This is a genomic window from Rheinheimera sp. KL1, assembly GCF_001275035.1.
Classification (GTDB): Bacteria; Pseudomonadota; Gammaproteobacteria; order Enterobacterales; family Alteromonadaceae; genus Pararheinheimera; species Pararheinheimera tangshanensis.
On record NZ_LAMX01000014.1, the window covers coordinates 1 to 22,855 of the forward strand.

General features: G+C 43.7%; 26 protein-coding genes. All 26 read right to left on the reverse strand.

Going from position 1 to position 22,855, the window contains the following annotated elements; genetic code table 11:
* Positions 1-129 precede the first annotated feature (129 nt).
* A complete protein-coding gene (glmU, locus tag WH43_RS07060; RefSeq protein ID WP_053423936.1) occupies positions 130-1,494 on the reverse strand; it encodes a bifunctional UDP-N-acetylglucosamine diphosphorylase/glucosamine-1-phosphate N-acetyltransferase GlmU in 1,365 nt (454 codons plus the stop codon).
* A gap of 142 nt (positions 1,495-1,636) precedes the next feature.
* Entirely contained in the window at positions 1,637-1,975 is a 339-nt protein-coding gene (locus WH43_RS07065) for a hypothetical protein (RefSeq protein ID WP_053423937.1), read from the reverse strand.
* A 9-nt stretch (positions 1,976-1,984) separates the two neighbouring features.
* Positions 1,985-3,235, reverse strand: a complete 1,251-nt coding sequence (locus WH43_RS07070; protein WP_053423938.1) for an HlyD family secretion protein — start codon at positions 3,233-3,235, stop codon at positions 1,985-1,987.
* A 200-nt stretch (positions 3,236-3,435) separates the two neighbouring features.
* Complete coding sequence (locus WH43_RS07075; RefSeq protein ID WP_053423939.1) at positions 3,436-3,663, reverse strand: hypothetical protein; 228 nt, start codon at positions 3,661-3,663, stop codon at positions 3,436-3,438.
* 119 nt (positions 3,664-3,782) lie between these two features.
* On the reverse strand, positions 3,783-4,670 hold the full coding sequence (locus WH43_RS07080) for an ATP-grasp domain-containing protein (RefSeq protein ID WP_053423940.1): 888 nt from the start codon (positions 4,668-4,670) through the stop codon (positions 3,783-3,785).
* Between the two features lie 589 nt (positions 4,671-5,259).
* Complete coding sequence (locus WH43_RS20435; protein WP_286049555.1) at positions 5,260-5,427, reverse strand: hypothetical protein; 168 nt, start codon at positions 5,425-5,427, stop codon at positions 5,260-5,262.
* 142 nt (positions 5,428-5,569) lie between these two features.
* Positions 5,570-7,663, reverse strand: a complete 2,094-nt coding sequence (locus WH43_RS07085) for a peptidase domain-containing ABC transporter (RefSeq protein ID WP_082335712.1) — start codon at positions 7,661-7,663, stop codon at positions 5,570-5,572.
* A 145-nt stretch (positions 7,664-7,808) separates the two neighbouring features.
* Positions 7,809-7,931: a hypothetical protein gene (locus WH43_RS20440; RefSeq protein ID WP_260394375.1), complete on the reverse strand. Its 123-nt coding sequence runs from the start codon at positions 7,929-7,931 to the stop codon at positions 7,809-7,811.
* Between the two features lie 887 nt (positions 7,932-8,818).
* Positions 8,819-8,950, reverse strand: coding sequence for a hypothetical protein (locus WH43_RS20445; RefSeq protein WP_260394374.1), 132 nt, complete (start codon positions 8,948-8,950; stop codon positions 8,819-8,821).
* 68 nt (positions 8,951-9,018) lie between these two features.
* Positions 9,019-9,156, reverse strand: coding sequence for a class IIb bacteriocin, lactobin A/cerein 7B family (locus WH43_RS19775; protein WP_082335710.1), 138 nt, complete (start codon positions 9,154-9,156; stop codon positions 9,019-9,021).
* 506 nt (positions 9,157-9,662) lie between these two features.
* Positions 9,663-9,785, reverse strand: a complete 123-nt coding sequence (locus tag WH43_RS20450) for a hypothetical protein (RefSeq protein WP_260394373.1) — start codon at positions 9,783-9,785, stop codon at positions 9,663-9,665.
* A 650-nt stretch (positions 9,786-10,435) separates the two neighbouring features.
* Positions 10,436-11,083, reverse strand: a complete 648-nt coding sequence (locus tag WH43_RS07090; protein ID WP_053423941.1) for a helix-turn-helix transcriptional regulator — start codon at positions 11,081-11,083, stop codon at positions 10,436-10,438.
* 24 nt (positions 11,084-11,107) lie between these two features.
* Positions 11,108-11,308 (reverse strand): hypothetical protein, encoded by a 201-nt coding sequence (locus WH43_RS07095; RefSeq protein WP_053423942.1) that lies wholly within the window; start codon positions 11,306-11,308, stop codon positions 11,108-11,110.
* Positions 11,309-11,416: 108 nt separating this feature from the next.
* Positions 11,417-12,010 carry a hypothetical protein gene (locus WH43_RS07100; protein ID WP_152342801.1) on the reverse strand — a complete coding sequence of 198 codons (594 nt, stop codon included), beginning with the start codon at positions 12,008-12,010 and terminating at the stop codon, positions 11,417-11,419.
* Entirely contained in the window at positions 12,007-13,509 is a 1,503-nt protein-coding gene (locus WH43_RS07105) for a winged helix-turn-helix domain-containing protein (RefSeq protein WP_053423944.1), read from the reverse strand. Before WH43_RS07105 ends, WH43_RS07100 begins: the two co-directional genes overlap by 4 nt.
* A gap of 574 nt (positions 13,510-14,083) precedes the next feature.
* Positions 14,084-14,500, reverse strand: coding sequence for a F0F1 ATP synthase subunit epsilon (locus WH43_RS07110; protein ID WP_053423945.1), 417 nt, complete (start codon positions 14,498-14,500; stop codon positions 14,084-14,086).
* Positions 14,501-14,525: 25 nt separating this feature from the next.
* The gene (gene atpD, locus WH43_RS07115) at positions 14,526-15,911 is read right to left on the reverse strand and encodes a F0F1 ATP synthase subunit beta (protein ID WP_053423946.1); all 1,386 of its coding nucleotides are present in this window, start codon (positions 15,909-15,911) and stop codon (positions 14,526-14,528) included.
* Between the two features lie 31 nt (positions 15,912-15,942).
* Positions 15,943-16,803, reverse strand: coding sequence for a F0F1 ATP synthase subunit gamma (atpG, locus tag WH43_RS07120; RefSeq protein ID WP_053423947.1), 861 nt, complete (start codon positions 16,801-16,803; stop codon positions 15,943-15,945).
* A gap of 54 nt (positions 16,804-16,857) precedes the next feature.
* Entirely contained in the window at positions 16,858-18,399 is a 1,542-nt protein-coding gene (atpA, locus tag WH43_RS07125) for a F0F1 ATP synthase subunit alpha (RefSeq protein WP_053423948.1), read from the reverse strand.
* Positions 18,400-18,413: 14 nt separating this feature from the next.
* Positions 18,414-18,947: a F0F1 ATP synthase subunit delta gene (gene atpH / locus WH43_RS07130; RefSeq protein ID WP_053423949.1), complete on the reverse strand. Its 534-nt coding sequence runs from the start codon at positions 18,945-18,947 to the stop codon at positions 18,414-18,416.
* Between the two features lie 12 nt (positions 18,948-18,959).
* On the reverse strand, positions 18,960-19,430 hold the full coding sequence (atpF, locus tag WH43_RS07135; RefSeq protein ID WP_053423950.1) for a F0F1 ATP synthase subunit B: 471 nt from the start codon (positions 19,428-19,430) through the stop codon (positions 18,960-18,962).
* 51 nt (positions 19,431-19,481) lie between these two features.
* Positions 19,482-19,715, reverse strand: a complete 234-nt coding sequence (gene atpE, locus WH43_RS07140) for a F0F1 ATP synthase subunit C (RefSeq protein ID WP_004335261.1) — start codon at positions 19,713-19,715, stop codon at positions 19,482-19,484.
* A 44-nt stretch (positions 19,716-19,759) separates the two neighbouring features.
* Positions 19,760-20,620, reverse strand: a complete 861-nt coding sequence (gene atpB / locus WH43_RS07145) for a F0F1 ATP synthase subunit A (RefSeq protein WP_053423951.1) — start codon at positions 20,618-20,620, stop codon at positions 19,760-19,762.
* A 15-nt stretch (positions 20,621-20,635) separates the two neighbouring features.
* Entirely contained in the window at positions 20,636-21,031 is a 396-nt protein-coding gene (locus WH43_RS07150) for an ATP synthase subunit I (protein WP_053423952.1), read from the reverse strand.
* Between the two features lie 108 nt (positions 21,032-21,139).
* Positions 21,140-22,033, reverse strand: a complete 894-nt coding sequence (locus WH43_RS07155; RefSeq protein WP_053423953.1) for a ParB/RepB/Spo0J family partition protein — start codon at positions 22,031-22,033, stop codon at positions 21,140-21,142.
* Between the two features lie 22 nt (positions 22,034-22,055).
* Positions 22,056-22,850 (reverse strand): ParA family protein, encoded by a 795-nt coding sequence (locus tag WH43_RS07160; RefSeq protein WP_053423954.1) that lies wholly within the window; start codon positions 22,848-22,850, stop codon positions 22,056-22,058.
* Positions 22,851-22,855 lie beyond the last annotated feature (5 nt).

Here is a 22,855-nt window from a genome sequence, read left to right on the forward strand (position 1 = left end):
TCCCATCTCGCCTAACTATTTGTTTTACCTACTCCATTTGTGGGGATTCCTCAGGCGACATACAGTCCTTCCATGCACATAACAAAAACCCGCCAACAAGGACGGGTTTCTAGTCTGATCAGCCGATCATTATTTCTTAATTTTCACCGGTCTTTTCCAGCCACTGATATGACGCTGCTTAGAGCGAGCAACCACCAGTTCATCCGCCGCGACACTGGCTGTCACTACAGAACCAGCACCTACGGTAGAGTTTTGGCCTAAAGTGACAGGAGCTACTAAAGAGCTGTTGGAACCGACAAACACACCGTCTTCAATAGTGGTGACAAACTTATTGGCACCATCGTAGTTACAGGTGATAGTGCCGGCACCTACGTTCACTTTACTGCCAATCACCGCATCACCTAAATAGGTTAAATGGTTGGCCTTAGAACCTACACCTAAAGTGGTTTTTTTCAGCTCAACAAAGTTGCCGACATGACTGTCGTCAGCCAATACAGAATCAGGACGAATACGGGCATAAGGGCCGACAGAACAGCCAATGCCAATGGTAGATTTCTCAATCATAGTGTTGGCTTTCACTTCAGTGTTGTCACCAATCACTGCATCTTTAATAACGCAGTTGGGGCCAATCACCACGCCATTGCCCAGCACTACTTTGCCTTCAAAAATCACGTTGATGTCAATCATCACATCGTTGCCAACGGTGACGTCCCCCCGTATATCAATACGAGCCGGGTCGCGCAGGTTAGCACCGTTGAGCATTAACTCTTCAGCTTTACGCGCCTGATAAGCCCGCTCTAACTGCGCTAGTTGCACGCGGTTATTCGCGCCTTCAGTTTCAATGGCTGTAGCAGGATGAGCTGTCGTGATGTCTACCCCTTCTTTGTGCGCCATAGCGATAATGTCGGTCAGATAGAATTCACCCTGCGCATTGTTGTTCTGTAACTGGCTTAACCATTTTTTCAGTTGCTTACCCGGAACCGCCATAATGCCGCTGTTTACTTCAGTGATTTTCAGCTGTTCGGCGTTGGCATCTTTTTGCTCAACAATACCCACTACTTTGCCATTTTCTCGCACCATGCGGCCATACCCCATAGGGTTAGCCAGATGCACCGTCAGCACAGCTAAACCATCGGCAGATCGGGCAGCCAGCAGTTGCTCTAAAGTTTCTTTGCGGGTTAAAGGCACATCACCGTAAAGCACCAGCACTGTATCGTTATCTGCGATATGAGGCACGGCCTGTTGCACTGCATGGCCGGTACCTAACTGTTCGGCTTGCAATACCCAATGTAAATCCTGTTCACCTAATGCAGCTTTCAGCTGGTCGGCGCCATAGCCATACACCAGATTAATAGATTGTGCCCCCAGAGAGCGGGCTGTATCGATCACATGCTGCACCATAGGGCGTTCGGCAACTTTGTGCAGCACTTTAGGTAAAGCAGATTTCATCCGCGTGCCTTTACCGGCAGCCAGGATCACAACATTTAAAGCCATAAAATAACCCTTGTAATAATTTTGTGGTTATTCTAATAGATAACTTTACAGAATACAGGTTCAGTATGAAATTTTCCTGAGCTGTAGCGCATTACAAAAAAACCGTATTGCCCTCAGGTATGCCAAAAAGACGTTGAAGGTTTTAAGGTAACAGTATCACCTGATATTTTTCATGTTCAGGCATAAATGGTTCCGGCTGGACGAACCGAAAACCTAATTTCAACGCTTCGGGTTTGACTTCAGCGTGAGCCACAGAAAAAAGTATCAGCTGTGTCTTTTGTTGTGCAGCACTTAACTCATAAGTTTGACCAACCTGAAAGAAGTCTCTGTCACGATCTGAAGCCCAGAAATAAAGCGTCGTCTCACTTGCACTTCTGCCTTGCTGCTCATTGCTAAAAGTCACATAAACAGGTGCCAGCGCATACTGGTACATAAACCAACCACAAAGCACCATCAGCGCTGCAACCATAACTTTAATCATCACAATCCCTTATAGCCTGCCACGTAAACTGATAATAGGTTCAAACAACCAGCTCAAAAGGCTGCGTTGCTCCAACACAATATCGGCGCTGAGTAACATACCTGACTGCAACATCACTTCTGCACCGTAGGCATTTACAGCCTGCGATTCTAACTTCACATGCACCTGGTACATAGGTTCATTTACAGGAACAGGCATGCTGACTTCGTTGGGTAACAAAACAGACTTGGAATACTGCACTATCTCGCCTTTGTACAAACCAAAACGTTGGTAAGGGAAGGCTTCATAGCGCATCCGGGTCTCTTGTCCTGGCTGAATAAAGCCAAAAGCACGGGTTGGAACTAAGAGTACGGCATACAAAGTGCTATTCTCCGGAACTATGGTCAGAATAGACTTTCCAGCCAATGCCATGCTGCCCAGTTCAGCAACCAGATTAGTGACCCTGCCAGCAACAGGGGCTGTTAGCAGCACTTCGCTTCTGGCCGTCATTTCAGTTTGTTGTTGGGACAATTGCGCAAGTTCTGTAGAAACCTGGACTTTTTGTTGCTCATAATCGTTAGGCAATGCCTGGTACTGAGCTTCGAGTTGAATTAATTGCCCCTGCTGTGCCTGATAATTAATTTGCAGATCTTTTTGTTGCTGTTGCATAGTCAGCACAGATTCCCGCAAGTTATTCAATTCGGTATTTGAGATATGCCCCTGCTCACGTAAATGTTTGAAGTCTTTAAGTTTTTGCTCATTCAGTCTGAGGCGCTCAGCCATAACGGACTGTTGTGATTTGATTTCGCTTAACTGAGACTTGATGTTCACCAGACGCCCCTCCAGAGCTTCTTTTTGCTGGCGATAACTCACTTCGTACTCACTTAATCTGAACATCAGATTAGTGCGTTGTTGTTCAAGGGCAGCAAGCAGTTGGGAGCTAAGATTATTGCCCTGTTCCAGATATTCATCTGAAGAAATCAATGCCAGTTTTTGCCCGGCTTGTACTGTTTGTCCGTCTTCAACATACAAAGTCACTATAGTTCCATTGCGTTGAGGAGCTATTCTGGCCACTCCCAAATCTGGTTTTAAGTAACCATTCACTGTTTCTTTGCGGTTAAAAGAGGACTGACTCAAAAAAATCAGCGCAAGAATCACTGTACTGACAAGGGCTGCAACCAAAACTGTAGCTTTTATTGGTTGCGCAATAATGACATCGCCATCTAGCTTTACACCTTGTTGTTTTACGGCTTCTGGCCGGAACAAGCTCTCAGAACTCATTGCAAATGTCCTCGAAATTGAAATCTGTCCAATAAGTGTATTCAGATTTAGATCTTACAAAAGCTGTTAAAAATGACAGGCTTCACGTTGACAGGTGGTAAATATGGTTATATCTTTTGGACACATAATCTAAATCTCCATTAAGATTGTGACCGCCGGGTTCTGCAGCAACAGTCCCGGCTTTTTATTGCCTGTTCGTATTAGAACAACTCAGGCAGACCGCCACCTTCTTCGCCTACAGCCAAAGTTGTGAAGATTGGGCCAGTACCAGTTTCATCACTCAACTTTGACACTGAGCCAACGCCATCTTCAGGCTGTTTCATGGTCACGAATTTAAAATCGCCAGAGATCAAACCGCCGTTTACTTGCTCGATGTCTGTTGTCGTGATTTGGGCAAAAGGGTGAACTGGTAATTTAGTATTCATCATTGTAATCTCCATTGATTTTGTTTCAGGCTATGCCTGGTAAGTTACTTAGGTTAATTCAAACACCGCTACTGCGATGTATTTGCAGCCCATGCAGCAACATGAGCTGACAAATTCTTCGATCAGGCTGCTACTAAAAGTTGTGCGAGATGTCTCGCAACGGGTAGGCCTGTGTAAGTTTCGAAATTAGCAAACATAGGACTTGGGTTTGCCTCAAGAAAGTAATAATCGCCCTGCATATCCCGGCGCCAATCGATACCAGTCCAGGCTAATCCCAGTGTCGTTTTTATAGCTAAGGCTTGTTGCCTTACATGCTCAGGTAGCTCAATGACGGTTAATTCAATCTCACCGTCAGTTCTGAAATCTGTGTGTTGGGAGCGAATTTCCGCGCTAAATACCTCGTCACCAATAACATAGGTACGGATGTTAGTTCCTTTGATAAAGCGCTGTAATGTGACCGGAGCCTGGCGCAAGCTCTTGTTTAAATGCTCAACAGACAAATGTTCTTCGGTTAACAAGTGAGCATAATCACCACCTGTAACGGGTTTAAAAATGACTTCGGAATGTTGCTGGCAAAATTCACGCACAGCCAGTGGATCATTACCCACATAGGTGGCAGGAATTTTGACGCCTAACTTTGCAACAGCTGCCAATTGACGTGGTTTCTCCTGATGGAAATGCACGGCTGCAGCACTGTTTTTAGCTCTCGCGCCTAACTCGTTTAGTACCGATTTTAACAAGCTGACGCTGTCTTTGTGGGCTATAGGATTATCACTGCCATGGTTTGGTGCCAGATAATTCCGCCAGTACATAGACTTCACATCGGCTAACGCCAATGTTTGACCACCGATCTTCAACACCATGTTTCCACTTTGTGGCTGATAACCAATAGTGTCTATTTGAGGAAAAGCTGAGCTATCAAATACGGAATACTCTTGTTGCATTGCATCCAGTTGTGTTGCCACACTAAGGATTTGTGCGTCGTCTTTAGCACCCATCAATAAAATCATTTTTCATTTCCTCTGTGTTCATCTGATGAGTTCATAGTGCCCGTAGTTTATGGCTGGCGAAACTGTCAGCTTTGACAGGTAACAACGAATATATCTGTTCACAAAAGTTGGCAGTTGTAGACCCACAAAGACGAGCTGTGCATAGCAGGGACAAAGATGCTAAACAACCATAGAGTTTCAAAAATCAACAACATCAAGTAACGACTTTTAGGAAAAGTAAGAAACACTCTCAGGCAGAGTAGTTGAAAAGCAAAACCGGACCAAAAACGTCAGATTGGCCCGGGAGCATTACATCTTTCACAAGAGTAAGAAACCGCAAAAGTGGATGACAGGAGAGTAGAATTTCAAGCTGTTTTTTACTGTTCTAAAGCCTACGGAATAATAAATTAACAAAGCTCTGTCTACATTACATAAAACGATTATTCGCAATCATCGACGTCATAGCATGAATCAATCATTGAAGTAGATAGATACTCTCTATAAAAACGGCAGCCCAGTTTCCGGATGGAAAACATGGGCTGAATACGATGCATCAGAATTAGGTTCATTTATTTAATAAGCGCAGCACTTTACAACTCAGTAATTTCTCTTATTTAGATTTAATAAACATACCTCTAATAAAGTAACCTAGACAAAAACAGATAACTCCAACTATAGACACCAATAAAACATCAGAAAAAGGGCGTCCAGAGTAATAAATCATCAAGACAATTAAAAACACACCAACAATAATTAATGTTAATGCGGCTAATTTCATTTTCTCCATAGTTCAGGTATTCCTGCATGTTGAATGGGGAGGATACCCTCCCCTAACTATTGAATCACCAGTAGCCTGCACCTTTCATCGCAGCTATCAACCCGACGTCTGCAACAAGGTTTGCTATTTTAAGTGAGAGCTATCAGGCGCATTTAGCCGCGAGTGCCGCATGATACTGTTCAGTGATATCCAGAATTTTTCCCTGATGCAACTGCACTATGCGATCAGCGCTACGAATCGTCTCTGGACGATGAGCGATAATAATCCTGGTCATGTTCAGTTGTTTGATAGCGCTGTTTACATGGTGTTCCAGTTGTACATCCAGGTTACTGGTTGCTTCATCAAGAAACAGGATTTTAGGACGTCGGTACAACGCTCTGGCTAGCAGGATCCGTTGGCGCTGACCACCGGAGAGTGAACTGCCCATATCTCCAATTAATGCGTTGTATCCCATAGGCATAGCAGCTACATCTTGGTGTATACCTGCCAGTTGCGCACAGGCGACAACCTTTTCCATATCCATTTGTGGGTCAAAGAAGGCAATATTCTCAGCCAGAGAGCCTGTCATCAACTGATCATCCTGCATAACAGCCGCCACCTGCTGGCGATACTGACGCAGACCCAAATGACGGATATCTGTACCATCAACTTCAATTTTACCGTTTTCTGCCGACAATAATCCAAGCATCAGTTTAGCTAATGTCGTTTTACCTGCACCGGAAGGGCCGATGATAGCGATACTTTCACCCGCTTTCACTTCAAAATTCAGATCATTAAATAACAAGGGGTCCGTTGCTGAATAGCGATAACATAAACCACTAACTTTAATAGCTCCTGTAATTTCTCGTTGCTGACCAACCCCACCTTCATTTTCTTTTTCCGTCAAAGCGATATCCGCCAGCCGGTTTAAATGCAATCTGGCCATATACAATTGCACTACCTTCTCAATTAAGGCTGCAGTTCGCTCGGTAAACTGGGTTTTATAGGTGATAAAGGCAAACATCATCCCAACACTCATCATGCCGTCCATCACTGCATAAGCTGCCAGAAAAATCACCAGCGTATTTTCAATACCAAATAGTAACTGGTTAATCGTCTGATAAGAGATCTGCCATTTACCTAGTCGGAAGTTTTCGTTGATCGTGTCGGCAAAACGATTTTGCCACAGATTCAAACGCTGACTTTGCTGACCAAATAGTTTGATACTCTGCATGCCCCGCACTGTTTCCATGAAGTTGGATTGCTCTTTAGCGCTGGCAATAATACTGGCCTCGGTCCGTTCACGCAGGGGTTTGTAAAGAGCCCAACGTAGCAGAGCATAAAGCAGCACAGCGACAATCACTACCACAGCCAATTGCGGGCTGTAGATAAACATCATAACCAGTACCGTAATGGCCATAATGCCATCAATGACGCCCTCAACCAGGCTTGTTGTCATCAGCTCTCTTACCTGAGCCAAAGAACCGAAACGCGATACAATATCGCCGATATGACGTTTTTCGAAGTAACTGAGTGGCAGATGCAATAGATGCCTGAACAAATTGGTTGCCATCTGTAAATTCATCACAGACCCCAAATGCAAAATAACCCAGCCTCGTAACGCTTGAGTGATCACTTTGAGTAACATCATCAAACCAAAACCCAGCGCAAGAACAGTCAATAATGGTTGGTCCATACTGATTAATACGTCATCAACAACCAGTTGCATATAGTAAGGAGACGCCAGCAAAAACAATTGCAACATCAATGACAGCGCGAAAATCTTCAACAACGAGGGGACCAGACCTTCAACCCGACTCCAAAAAGCGGTTAAGCCAAGTTTGACCCTTTCATCAACTTTTTTAAATTCCTGAGTAGGTTTCATCTCCAACGCAACACCGCTGAATGAGGTGGAAACCTCGTCCATAGCAACCTTTCTTTCACCGGCACCTGGGTCAAGAATCACAATATGTTTGGCTGATACCTTCTTCAGCACCACGAAGTGGTTCATATTCCAATGTAAAATGCAGGGGAGCTGTAACTGGCTTAAGTGCTCTAAGTCAAGGCGGAGCGCACGCCCAGCCAAACCCAATTGATCACCCAACTGCATTAAATGTTGCAGATTGGCTCCTTTAAGTGACACCGCGTATCTGTTTCGCAGAGTACTTAAATCCAGCTGATGGCCATGATGATTCGCAATCATCGCCACACAGGCCAAACCACATTCAGCGGCTTCAGATTGATAAATAAGTTGCACCTGATATCCCTCAAAGTTACTTCTGGCAGCCAAGGCGTCCCCAGAACATCAAACCTAGTGAGATTGTGATAGAAAACCGCAGGCTACATAAGCTGGTATATCTGACAGGCAAAGAAAAACCGCAGCGAAGCTGCGGTCTTGAGACTTAAGGATATAAATATCCACCGTTGTAATACTCCAGCCACTCCTGATAATCCATTCCAGGGGTGTAGGCCAGAAAAGCCCCACCAAACACATGGGTCAATTGACTTTTATTCAGCTCTTTCATTGTGTACCGCCATTAAAGAGCTAATTTCACGACTATTTTAATTGGATTAGGGATACATCCTTCACCATTTTCGCCTTCCCACACACCTGCAGCAACAAGAGTGCAATCAGCTATCTGCATTATTTTCATTTTATAATCTCCATTAGGATTAAGATATCCAGACTATTAGGGATTTAGATAATCTAACCAATCTTCCAGAACATCCCGGATATGATCGGCAATTGAGCCACCATTCACAGCATTGCATTCAGAACTATTCAACGTTTTCACCATACCCTCCTCAATTTAAAAGATTTCTGATGATATCAATGAGCCTTAACTCACTGTCGTGAGGTGTAAAAGTAGTACCGGCTGATATCTTATTACATGATTCAGGATCTAAAATTAACATAAAAACTCCAGGTTAAACTTGCTAACTCAAGGTTCCAAAATCATGTCAATGATTCGTTGTATAGAATCCAGAGTCGCATATACTGCATCTTTTATAGACCCACCGGATACCATCTCTATGTCGTTCGATTTAATTTCTTTCATAACCATCAACTCCTTATCGAGTTTAAAATTGATTAAATGTCATTAAAAACAACCTCGCCCACATCTATTTGAACCAACAATCCATAGATGACAAATAAATAATATATCCAACATCAAAAAAACAAAGCTGATAAATGTTACAGGCAATCTCTATATTCTATTAAATAACATCTGCTGCATAAAAAAATAAGCCCAATCTGAAATAGAATAAATATTGATTTCATGGCATGAATTATACGTGAGTGTCAAAAAGATAAAATGTATTGCAAAGATAACAAGATACCTGGATGTTGTGGAAAAACAGAGATTGATTAGTAAAAGGTGTAGCCACCAAAATGGCTACACCTTTTTTATTAGCAATGGATCCAATGTGCTAACGCATTACCGATCGACTTGCCAGTTTCATATAAAACATCGACAACTTCACCTAAACCCAGCACACCGCCATTCACATCTTCAATTTGTACAATAGTTAACTCTTTCATTTTTCACCTCGATTAATTTATTTTTCTATAAGTTTGTTTTAATTATTAAATAATTACTTATAAAATTATTAGTGCTGGCTGATATGATCTAGATAGCCAGAAACAATGCCAGCCAAAACTATTGCACCAGCTACTGCAGCAGCTGCCGCAAAAGGACCAATCCCACCATTTACATCTTGTACTTGTTGAAAAGTAAGTTCGTTCATTTTATTTCTCCATTAAGTTGATTGTTTATCGGAGCCAGCAAGCTGCCGATGAACAAAATGTAGCTTGTTATTTGAATATAAAAAAGCTGGTAGTTATGACAGGTTTTGAATGATGACCTGGAGGAAAATAGAAAATTAATGGAAATATAGAACGGAATGAATCAGTATTTTTATATAGGTAGTAACGCGACCTGGGTTAGAAAAATATTAGCCTTGCGGAAGATTATGAATAGTAGCGCTTATATTGACGACACAACCATGAACCTCATCAGCCACCTAAAGTTTGATGTGAAAAAATCAATTGAAAAGCAGATGCCCAGCGACTGGTGAAATGTTTAAAGAAATGCGGCTCACCGGATTGGGCAATACTGAAACTGCAGACATTTGAATGTACTGGAATTGATGGCTATGAAACTGGTTAGCTCAGTCATGAAGCTATACATCACTGCCTGCGCTATGACTGCAGCAGGCAGTGAAACAAAGGGATTGGACACCCTTTTTTAAATTTACAGGTTGTGGATAAACTCTTTCCCGCCACCAAACTCATACCACAAAGCGACGCCAACAGGGATCATCCATAATGCAGCACCGTTTACAGCATTTAAATCTTCAACTGATAATGTAGTCATGCTCATTCTCCTTATTTAAAAGCGTTATAAAGTTCGAGAGCAATAGCTACAAGAGCATCGCCTAAGCTAGGAAGTGGAACTTCAACTCCACCATGAACACTTTCCAGGTTTTCGTTATCTAAAATATGCATTTTAATCTCCATTAATTTTTACGGTTTACCGGAGCCAGCAAGCTACCGATAACTTAAATGTACAGAGACATGATTCATGATGAAAGCTGTTAATTCTGGCAGGTAGTCTTTGTGAAAAAAAGCTAGAAGTAGGGCGGTAAAGGTTTAAAAAGGACCTGTCACAGCGATCCTCAATTCATTCTGCAGGTGGTTTTAAATTTTGGGGAATGAGCACTCCGTTTTCATTTAATCAACCTCCCCAAAAAATCAGTATAAACAATGCAGCAGAAAATCCGGCTGAAGCGCTCAGGCGGATTTTCTGCTTTATAAGCATTAAGCGGAGTCTTGCGATGTTTGTTTATAGTATTCCTGTGGAGGTTGCTGAAGCTGCATGTAGCTAACTGTCGTGTTTTCTACTTCACTGACAAGCATATACAAAGCAGACGCTTCTATATTGTTTACAGAGTGTGTAATCCCTGTTTGACTTATGTTCATATTCATCTCCACTAACTTAGTAAAGAGACAGTGATTCTGTCTTGGTTAAACATAAATGTGACCGCCAGCTACGCATTTACTTATCGCCTGCTGTCGATTACAGCTATTTGTTTTTCGAATACAGTTACCCAGATGAAAGTTAACTGTGCGTTCCGAAATCGACAGAATTTGACTAATCTCCCATGACGTTTTGCCTTTCGCTGCCCAAACAAGGCAAGCATGCTCACGGCAAGTCAGCATAAAGTGTTCAGTCTGCTCACTGACTCTCATGAAACGATGTATGGCTTCATACAAATAATTTGCCACAATAGACCAATACCAGGCGATTTGTTGTGCCATAGTGGCCTGCTCAGGCTGTAAGCCAATGATTAACGCAGCAGCCTCCAATCCATTCCCCCTGAGGGGAACTACCAGCGCATCGGAAACTAAGTCAAGAGCAGGCTCTAACTCCGAACTTAATGCTGGAGTAAACCGCTTCAGACAAATTTGTCTGAGTGCAGTTTGACTGGCTACAGCCTTAAAGTCGTCTGTCTGACTGGCAGCAACAATATCTCGTTTATCGTCAGCATGCCAAAGGACCAAGCCACAAAACTTATATTTATATTGCATTTGCATGGTATTAAAAAAATCTGCAAGCTCGTCAAAAGATGTCATAGCCTGCAGTTTTTTCACCATAGGTTCCAGTTGACTCATAACAACCTCTTTTACAAAAAGTAGTTAATCTTGTTTTGCTGTCACGCCACTCGCCTCAGCATAATCGTGTGGTGGTGGTGGTGCACAATTTTGCAGGAACCAAATACATTGCATTGGCTTTGCCTTTTTCAGGTCATCATCTTTTGTCTCACTGGCTACCGCACCGCCCGCTATGAACAAAGCCAGTAATAAGGTGAAAAGTATTTGAACATATGTTTTTGTCATTTTGTAGCTCCTAGTGTTGGTGTTGAATTTCAGAACAGTTTCAGACTATCCATGCATTCATCCCATCACAATAACCGAGGAGTTACCTTCAAGTGACTTTACTGACACTTAGTTATAACTAAAGTTATAACCTATCTTAACCAATTGATTTATATGCTCATTCTCTATAGTCACAATGGATTTTGTGCCGTCATTATTAAAAGAAAAACTGGATTTTATAGGCAAAGAAGTACTGAATTGCGACTCACTGTTTCCTGTCAGCAGCTCTAAGGTCATCAGAGACCAGTTTGAATCAGTCTTCAGATTGGCGCTTACCAGCTTGTCCCCTAATAAGTTGACCTGATGCCTTAGCTCAAAATTTACCTTTAGCGGTAGCGATTTGACCAAATGGAAATCAGGATCTAATAGATAAAACTGTCCCTTCGGGTCTGCGGCAATGTAGCTATCACGCCAGGGTAACAGTAGCCGATAGCCTTTAAGTATCCGGATTTGTGTTTTCGTTTGCCTGTCAAACAAATTAACTAACCATTCGTTCCCAATTTTTTCTGTAAAGATGACTTTCGACTTGTCTGAGCTGGGCGCAGCCGTCCATACCTGCTGATTTTCATACGAAATATGATTCAGTTCTCCGCTTTGCAGCTCCAAAAGTCTGAGTTGATTTTTTTGCAGCAGCAATACATAGTCCGGTTCTTCGGCAATCAAGGTGAACACTTCCTCGCTTTGCAAATTAGCTTTTTTTCACCCGTAGCAGGAAAAAAGCTATACAAACTAAAGCTATCTTTATTTTCCTCCACCAGCCATAACCTGCTAACTTCATCGCTATAGGTTAAACTAACCACTTGTTCTTCAAATGAAAAATAGCGCTGGACAGTGTCAAGATCGGGCAATTGGATCTGATAAAAATCTTTACCTTGCGGCTTTAACAACAAACCAAACATATTGCCTGCAACATCACGACCAAAACCGGTAAAACGTTCAGACAAAGGTAGTAATGTCGAAGCACCAGTTTCAATATTCAATTGCTTAAGTTTATGACCATAGTTGACCAAGAGTTCCTCTTGATTAATCCACATCAGATTGAGCTCATCTGCCCCTAAAGCATTTTGTGAAAAAGACTCTTCAATTAATAACTTTTTATCTGCTATCCGATAAATTTGAATATGGTACACAGAATCCCTGCGGATCAAAGCAAGATGCTTCTTATCTGGAGATAGTACAGCTCCAAAATCAACAGATCCTTGTTTCGAGCTATAGGTGAACTGCTCTAAGCTTCTTTTTTCAAGGTCAAAGAAATAATACAGACCATTGATTTCCTGCTTTTTTTTACCATTAATAAGAATAATATTGTCTTTATAGGATACAGCCTGGCCAATGTCCGAAAATTCCTCCAGCAGGAGTGGTTTTGCAGGAAGATTTAAATTTAATGCCGAATACAAATACAGCTTAGCTAACCCATTCTCCTGCGAAGAGATAGCCACCACGTCATTATTCAACATAGAAACTATGTGATAAGCAGCATCATTTGGAACAGAAATTCTTTGTAGTTGTCCTAATTTGAAATCATACAGGTAGGGCTGCCAAGGCCCACTTTGATTGAGTCGACCAGTAAAAGTATGGAATCGACCGTCTTCCGAAACAGATAAAAATCTCTTTTCACCCGCTATATCAACGAGGGGTTTATTATTGACTACAATTTTTTCGCTAATGGTGTTCGTCAAAACAACGAGCGCAAGGACAGTAAGCAGGAGCAACGAAAATGCAGTAACATACCTGGATATACTGAAATGTCTTGATGGTGTAACAGAGGTTTCTCTCTCTTTTTCCAAAGAACTTATCGAGCTAACGGGCGTTTCATTGCTCAGGAGTTTATCCGACTCCACAGCTCGTCCAGACTCTTGCTGATAAATAAATTGGTAGCCACGCTTCATTTGCGATCGGATATAACGTGGACTTTCAGGCTCCGTATCACCTAACAAAGTTCTCAATTTGCTGATAGTACGCCTGACAGCTGTATCAGTGACAACTCTGCCAGCCCAAACCTCTGTATGCAGCTCCTGTAAACTAACATACCGCGAAGAATGCTGGATCAGATAACACAACACATCTATGACTTTAGGCTCAACCGGTAGCTCACCTTCGCTGTTATAAATGCGTTTTTCTTTCACATCAACATCAAAATCGCCGATATTTACTAAATCCATAATGTAAACCACTCACCTAAAGACAAATCAGCTTTTCAGCGCACTTATTATTTATACTAATTCGTGTTGTTGCAAACAGGTCTGCCGCTCTTAAGTAGAGACCTGTATTCTGATCACTCTGTTAGAAGTGTTTTTCCGGTTTTGCAAATATTCTGATTATTAATCAATAACATAATCTGAGTTTTAATGTTCTCGATGCTCTTGCTTGTGTGTCATAAAGTAGTTAACAAGGCTCTTTTACCTTACCATGTTGGTTACTTTAATTCTCTAAGTGTGTTTTTTGCGCATTAATAAAGGCAGAGCAAGTTCATTCGGGCCACTTGGGTACAGCTGTTTATCATTTGGTGTCAAAACTCAGATTACACCAAGTGCTACGGATTACTGCCCTTTACAGCGAAAAGGCCGCACACATAATTGTAAACAAATACAATAACAACTTTTACCTTAGTCCCCATATTAACGCAAAAATGAAAACAATATGTAGTTTTGAATGCTTTTAATTTTTGCCTGCTCAGTTCATTTTTTTCATAAAAAAAGCCACCCGAAGGTGGCTTTTTAGCATGCAGTAATCCGCTTATTTTTTGCGAAGTTTCTGGATTAAACGTAACTGGGCGATAGCTTCAGCCAATTGAGCTGCAGCTTCTGCATAGTTGAAGTCAGCGCCTGCATGTTGCATCGCTTCTTCTGCACGTTTCTGAGCAGCTAAAGCAGCTTGCTCATCCAGATCTTCAGCTCGTACCGCGACATCGGCCAGCACTGTGACGCTGTGCGGCTGTACTTCAAGTACACCACCAGCGACATAAATCAGATGCTCTTCGCCAAACTGTTTGACGATACGAACCATACCAGGCTTGATTCCAGTAAGAAGCGGAATGTGACCAGGTAAAATACCTAATTCACCTTCACTACCTGTTACCTGAATGGATTCCACCAGACCAGAAAAAATCCGCTCTTCGGCGCTTACCACATCCAGTTGTACTGTCATTGCCATTTCGCTCTCCTAAAGCTGTAGTTGATTACAGCTTCTTCGCTTTTTCGATCGCTTCGTCGATAGAACCAACCATGTAGAAGGCTTGTTCTGGCATGTGATCGAATTCACCGTCCAGAATGCCTTTGAAACCACGGATAGTTTCTTTCAGCGGAACGTATTTGCCTGGAGAGCCAGTGAATACTTCGGCTACGAAGAATGGCTGAGACAGGAAACGTTGGATTTTACGTGCACGGTAAACCACAGTTCTGTCTTCATCAGACAATTCGTCCATACCTAAGATGGCGATGATGTCTTTTAATTCTTTGTAACGTTGCAGCACTGACTGAACACCACGGGCTGTATCGTAGTGTTCTTTGCCGATCACTAACGGGTCCAGCTGACGTGAAGTAGAGTCCAGTGGATCGATCGCAGGGTAAATACCCAGTGAAGCGATGTTACGAGACAATACAACAGTCGCATCTAAGTGAGAGAACGTAGTCGCTGGTGACGGGTCAGTTAAGTCGTCCGCTGGTACGTAAACCGCTTGTACAGATGTGATAGAACCAGTTTTGGTTGAAGTAATACGCTCTTGCAGTACACCCATCTCTTCGGCCAGCGTTGGCTGGTAACCTACTGCAGATGGCATACGGCCTAACAGAGCTGATACTTCAGTACCGGCCAGTGTGTAACGGTAGATGTTGTCCACGAAGAACAGAACGTCACGGCCTTCGTCACGGAACTTCTCGGCCATAGTCAGACCGGTCAGAGCTACACGTAAACGGTTGCCTGGCGGCTCGTTCATCTGGCCATACACCAGTGATACTTTGTCCAGTACGTTTGAATCGTTCATTTCGTGATAGAAATCGTTACCTTCACGAGTACGCTCACCTACACCGGCGAATACAGAGTAACCACTGTGCTCGATCGCGATGTTACGGATCAGTTCCATCATGTTTACGGTTTTACCCACACCGGCACCACCGAACAGACCCACTTTACCGCCTTTAGCAAACGGACATACCAGGTCGATAACCTTGATGCCTGTTTCTAACAGAGCGTTTGAAGCGGCTTGATCTTCGTAGCTTGGTGCAGCACGGTGGATTGGCATACGCTCATCTTCACCGATAGGACCCGCTTCGTCGATTGGCTCGCCTAATACGTTCATGATACGACCTAAAGTCGCTTTACCTACTGGTACGTGGATGGCTTTGCCAGTGTTAGACACTTCAGCACCACGACGTAAACCGTCGGTTGAACCTAACGCGATAGCACGTACAGTACCGCCGCCTAATTGCTGTTGTACTTCAAGTACTAAACCAGCCAGGTCGCCGCTTGTTACGTTTAACGCGTCATAGATACCAGGTACCGATTCTTGTGGAAAGTCGATATCCACAACGGCGCCAATGATTTGGACTACCTTACCTTGACTCATGTTTAATCCTCTAATTTCTGTAACCTAAGCCTTAAACAGCAGCGGCACCGGCGACGATCTCGCTCAGTTCCTGGGTAATAGCTGCTTGACGCGCTTTGTTGTAAACCAACTTCAGGTCATCCATTAAGCTACCAGCGTTGTCTGTGGCGGCTTTCATCGCCACCATACGGGCTGCCTGTTCGCTGGCCGCGTTTTCAACTACACCCTGATACACCTGAGACTCTACGTAACGGCTCAGTAATTTATCTAAAATCACTTTTGGATCCGGTTCGTAAATATAATCCCAGCTATGGCTTTTCGCTGTTACGTCTGCTTTTGGCAAAGGTAAGAGTTGTTCGATCACTGGCTCTTGTTTCATGGTGTTGACGAATTTGTTGAACACCAGGAACAAGCGGTCGATACGGCCTTCTTCGTATGCTTTGAGCATCACCTGAACCGAACCAATCACATCAGCTAAACGTGGGTTATCGCCCGGGCCAGTTTGTTGTGCCAGCACCTTACCGCCAAAACGTTTGAAAAACGCTGTAGCTTTATTGCCGATCACCGCAATCTGAGCCTGAGCTCCCTGCTCTTTCCAGTTTTTCATATCCAGAGCAATACGTTTGAACTCATTGGTATTTAAGCCGCCGCAAAGGCCACGGTCTGTCGATATCACAATGTAGCCGACATTTTTTACCGGACGTTCCGTTAAAAACGGGTGACGGTATTCAATGCTGCCATTTGCGATATTGCCGATCACTTTGCGCATACCTTCAGCGTATGGACGGCTATGTGCAACCCGCTCCTGCGCTCTGCGCATTTTGCTGACTGCTACCTTTTCCATTGCGCTGGTGATCTTACGAGTATTATTAATACTCCCGATCTTACTTTTTATCTCTTTTGCGCCGGCCATGACTAATCTCCGAAAGTTTCAACGACCGGGTGCGGTTGCCCACACCCGATATGTTTACCAAGTCTGAGTTGCTTTAAACTTCTCAATAGCGCCTTTTAATGTCGCTTCGATTTGGTCGTTGTAGTTACCGGTTTTGTTCAGATCAGCCATAAACGCTGCGTGCTCTGAGTGCATGTAAGCAATTAAAGCGGCTTCAAAATCAAGGATTTTGGCAACTTCGATGTCTTTCATGTAGCCTTTTTCAATCGCGAAAATAGACACACCCATGTCAGCCACGCCCATTGGCGCGTATTGTAACTGTTTCATCAGTTCAGTAACTTTCTGGCCGTGGTCTAACTGCGCACGAGTCGCGTCATCCAGGTCAGAAGCGAACTGAGCGAATGCCGCCAGTTCAGAGTACTGAGCTAAGGCTAAACGGATACCGCCACCCAGCTTCTTGATGATTTTGGTTTGAGCAGCACCACCAACACGGGATACCGAAATACCAGCGTTTACTGCTGGACGGATACCGGCGTTGAATAAACCAGATTCTAAGAAGATCTGACCGTCAGTGATCGAAATTACGTTGGTTGGAACGAACGCAGAAACGTCGCCAGCCTGAGTTTCGATAATTGGCAGTGCAGTTAATGAACCGGTTTTGCCTTTCACTTCACCGTTGGTTAAACGCTCAACATAATGCTCGTTTACACGAGATGCGCGCTCTAACAGACGGCTGTGGAGATAGAATACGTCACCTGGGTAAGCTTCACGGCCTGGTGGACGACGTAACAACAGAGAGATTTGACGGTAAGCAACGGCTTGTTTAGACAAGTCATCGTATACGATCAGTGCATCTTCACCACGGTCACGGAAGTATTCACCCATAGTACAACCAGAGTATGGCGCCAGGAATTGCAGTGCAGCGGCTTCAGAAGCAGAAGCTACAACCACAATAGTGTGGGCCAGAGCGTTATGCTCTTCCAGTTTACGTACTACGTTAGCGATAGTAGAAGCTTTTTGGCCGATAGCGACATAGATACATTTCACGCCAGAAGTTTTCTGGTTGATGATGGCATCGATAGCTAAAGCCGTTTTACCCGTCTGACGGTCACCGATTAACAATTCACGCTGACCACGACCGATTGGGATCATGGAGTCAACTGACTTGTAACCAGTTTGCAGAGGTTGGTCTACTGAACGACGATCGATAACGCCCGGAGCGATTTTTTCTACTGGTGCGAAACCAGCAGCATCGATTGGACCTTTACCGTCGATTGGCTCACCTAAAGTGTTAACCACACGGCCTAACAGACCTGGGCCAACTGGTACTTCAAGGATACGGCCAGTAGATTTAACTTTTGTACCTTCACGCAGGTCCGCATATGGACCCATAACTACAGCACCTACTGAGTCGCGCTCAAGGTTTAATGCGATAGCGTAACGGTTGCCTGGAAGCTCAATCATCTCACCCTGCATACAATCAGCAAGGCCATTGATACGAATAATACCGTCTGTAACAGCGACGATAGTACCTTCGTTGCGAGCTTCACTGACAACCTCAAACTGCTCAATACGTTTTTTGATCAGTTCAGAAATTTCAGTGGAATTCAGTTGCATGCTCTAATCCCCAATTATGACTGCAGTGCAGTAGCTAAACGATGTAATTTGCCACGAACCGAGCCATCAATAACCATATCACCGGATTTGACAACCATACCGCCAACGACGGCCGGATCTACACTGCAGTTCAATTTTACTTTACGTGCTAAACGTTGCGATAAAGCGTCAACCAGTTTGGCTTGCTGAGCTGCGTCTAATTCGGTCGCGGAAACCACTTCTACAGTGGCTTCTTTTTCATATTCAGCTTTTAACTGAATAAAGGCGTCGAAGACTTCAGGCAAAGCGGCCAAACGGTGGTTTTCAGCCATGATCCGGATCAGGTTTTGGCCCGAACTATTCAGCTGTTCTGCGCATACTTTGATAAAAAAGTCAGCTTGCTTTTCTGAAGAACCCAAAGCGTGTAAGCGTGAAGCTACTTCTGTAGTTTTTGCAACTTCAGCTGCAAAAAACAACATGGTAGCCCACGAATCTAATGCTTTTTGTTCTACAGCAACGTCAAAGGCTGCTTTAGCATAAGGACGAGCAACGATAGTCAGTTTAGACATGGCTCACCCTCATTAAAGTTCTGCGACCAGTTTTTCCAGGATGTCACTGTGTGCAGCAGCATCAATAGAACGCTGAAGAATTTTTTCGGCGCCAGCTACAGCTAATACTGCAACCTGCTTGCGTAATTCTTCTCTGGCTTTAATACGTTCAGCGTCGATTTCGGCTTTAGCCTGAGCAAGAATTTTCTCGCGCTCAGATTGAGCTTTAACAGAAGCTTCATCAATAATTTGTTGTTCACGCTTTTTAGCCTGATCAATTAATGCAGAAGCCTGTGTTTTGGCTTCAGCTAATTGCTGCTTGACCTTCTCCTGAACCAGACGTAAGTCTTGTTCAGCACGGTCAGAGGCTGCTAAACCGTCAGCAATTTTTTGCTGACGAGCTTCTATGGCACCAATCAATGGTGGCCACACAAACTTCATGCAGAACAGCACGAACACTGCGAAAGCTATTAACTCTCCGAGTAGAGTGGCGTTAAGATTCACGACCCCTCCTCCTATTAAAGTTGTTGTTCATTAAAAAACGAGTGTTTTGAATTACAGAACGAACAACAACACCATCGCAATACCAACACCGATCATCGCTACCGCATCGATCAGACCTGCAAGGATAAACATTTTAACTTGCAGTGAAGGCGCTAACTCTGGCTGACGGGCACAAGCTTCTAAGAACTTACCACCCATGTTACCGAAGCCAATTGCAGTGCCGATAGCACCGAAACCGATCAACAGAGCAACAGCGATATATTTTAAACCTAATACTAGTTCCATTTTTTTCTCCAAAGTTTCAATTGTTAAAGTTAAAGCGAAATCTTCTAGTGATTATCAGCACTGGCCATGCTCAGATAAACAATGGTCAGCATCATAAATACGAAAGCTTGTAACACGATAACCAGGATGTGGAATACAGCCCAGATAAAGTGCAGTGGTAACTGCATCAGACCAACAGCACCGATCAGGATAAAGATCAGCTCGCCGGCATACAGGTTACCGAACAGACGCAGTGCCAGCGAGAAAGGCTTAGCAACTAATGCGATCAATTCTAATAACAGGTTGAACGGTACTAATAACGCCTGAACAAAACCGTTTGAAGCGCTAAAAGGGTGCAGAGTTAGTTCTTTAATAAAACCTGTTACACCTTTAATTTTAATGGAGTAACCAATCATCAGCATAAATACACCGATAGCCAGAGCTGCCGTCATATTGATATCTGTGGTTGGTACGATTTTCATGTAGACGTCATGAGAGTCAACACCAAAACCAACTTCGCCGACATAACCGGCAAATGCTGGAAGGAAATCAACAGGGATTAGATCCATCAGGTTCATTAAGAACACCCAAACGAAAATCGTCAGGGCTAACGGAGCAATAAGTTTGCTTTTACCATGGAAAGTGTCTTTCACGTTGTTGGCTACAAATTCAACAACCATTTCGATAAAACACTGGAATTTACCAGGTACGCCCACAGTGGCTTTAGTGGCTGCTCTTTTGAATAAAAACAAAAAAAGCAAACCTAAACCAATAGACCATGCCAAGGTATCAATGTGCCATGTCCAGAAGCCAGCCTCACTACATGCTTTGTTAAACGCGACACTGCCATCGACAGTACACATTTTTGCATTGGTAAGGTGGTGCTGAATATGACCGGTGAGAGTAATCTCTTCGCCTGCTGCCATTTTTAGTCCCAATAGTTAATGTTTAAAAAAGAAACCTGTACAAAATTGCAGCATCACTACGATAGCGTAGGTCAACAAAAAAGGGGCGGCTTCAATGGCCGAACCACTTAAAACAGCTGCAAATAATAAAATACTGATCATCGTTTTCAGGGATACGGCTTTTTGCATCATCTGCCTGGCCACTTCTTGATTTTGTGATGCATCCACTTTAAACGATAAAAAAACAAATACTACATTAGCAATTACAGCAATAAGTCCGCCTTTTAGGGCTGATTTTGCTTCTGGCTGACCAAAATATAAGAAACCAGCGGCAATCAAAAACGTCAGAGCCAGTTGAAAAACAACAAATTTATAGGCCTGTTTTTTATTTTCTTGGTGTGAGGCCACTGTAATTTGCTCAGTCTGAACCATCTGTAAACCGCAGTTAAAATGCCGTCGCAAGTATACTTATCTGCCTTTTTTTTGCAAGAAAAAGCGGGCTTACTGCAACTTTTGTCTGAGATAGTGAAAAATTACAAGCTAGGATTCAGAATACTCTGACTGTAATTTGTTCAGTATGCCTTCCAGCTCATCTAAGCTGCTGTAGGAAATCACCAGATTGCCTTTGCCTTTTTTGTTGTAATTAATCTCAACAGGAGCGGCAAAACGTTCACTTAAGCGTTGCTCGAGCGAACTGACATCCGGGTCTTTTACTTTTGGAGTGGCTTCAGGCGCAGGTTCAAGCAGACGGCGCACCAGATTTTCAGTATCACGCACCGTCATCTGTTTTGCTGCAACTATACGGGCGGTATCGGATTGCTGAAAAGAATCCAATGCCAATAAAGCACGGGCATGACCCATTTCAATATCACCATGTTCCAGCAATAACTTCACATCGTCATTCAGTTGATTCAGACGTAACAAATTAGTCACACTGGCGCGCGATTTACCCACAGCATCAGCGACTTGCTGATGAGTGAGTTCAAATTCGGATAACAAACGCTGCAGAGCTATAGCTTCTTCCATTGCATTCAGATCTTCGCGCTGAATGTTTTCAATCAGAGCGATAGCAACAGCGGCTTCGTCAGGCACATCTTTGATAATACAAGGAATAACATCAAGTTGTGCCAACTGGCTGGCACGCCAGCGCCGCTCACCCGCGATGATTTCGTAGGACTGTTCGCCGATTTGACGCACGACAATGGGCTGAATTACGCCTTGAGAACGAATAGAACTGGCTAAATCGTCCAGCGCATCCTGAGACATATCTTTACGTGGTTGGTATTTACCAGGCTTGAGCCATTCAATAGGCAGCTTTTGCAATTCACTTTGCTGCGCTGAAGATAAGTTGGCGCCATTCTGTTGATCAGACACAGGTTTAGTGGTGAGTAAAGCGTCTAAGCCCCGGCCTAAGCCACGTTTTTTTACCGACATCTTCAGTTGTATTCCTTGTCAATTAGGCAGGAGTGGAGGTTTTTACAGTTTTTTTATCGGCGCGGCGTAAAATTTCGCCAGCAAGCGCCAGATAGGCCTTAGCACCTGTTGAACCTTTGTCGTAATACATCACCGGAGTACCAAAGCTCGGCGCTTCGGCTAATCGCACATTACGCGGGATCACGGCGCGGTAAACTTTATCGCCAAAATGTTGCTTCAGCTGCTCAGACACATCATTGGCCAGACGATTGCGCGGGTCGTACATGGTCCGCAATATACCTTCGATTTTAAGGTCAGCATTGACCACTGAGGTCAGCTGATTGATGGTATCCATCAGGGCTGTCAGGCCTTCCAAGGCGTAGTATTCACATTGCATAGGCACCAGCACTGAGTCGGCGGCTGCCATCGCATTCACCGTCAGCATGTTTAGTGCGGGCGGACAATCAATAAAAATAAAATCGTACTGTTGGCGGGCATCTTTGAGCGCATTTCGTAGACGTAATTCCCGGGCAAACACATTCAATAAACGCACTTCAGCCGCTGTCACATCAGAATTAGCAGCAACCAGGTGATAACCACCAGCGGTTTCTTTCACCACCACTTCAGCAAAAGGTTTTTCTTCGACCAGTAATTCATAGGCACTGGCAGGTACGGCGTATTTGTCGACACCGCTGCCCATAGTGGCATTGCCTTGAGGGTCTAAATCAATCAGCAGCACCTTACGTTTGGTTGCGGCCATAGAGGCAGCCAGATTGACCGCTGTGGTTGTTTTGCCCACACCACCTTTCTGGTTTGCAATAGCTATGACTTTTCCCACAAGGA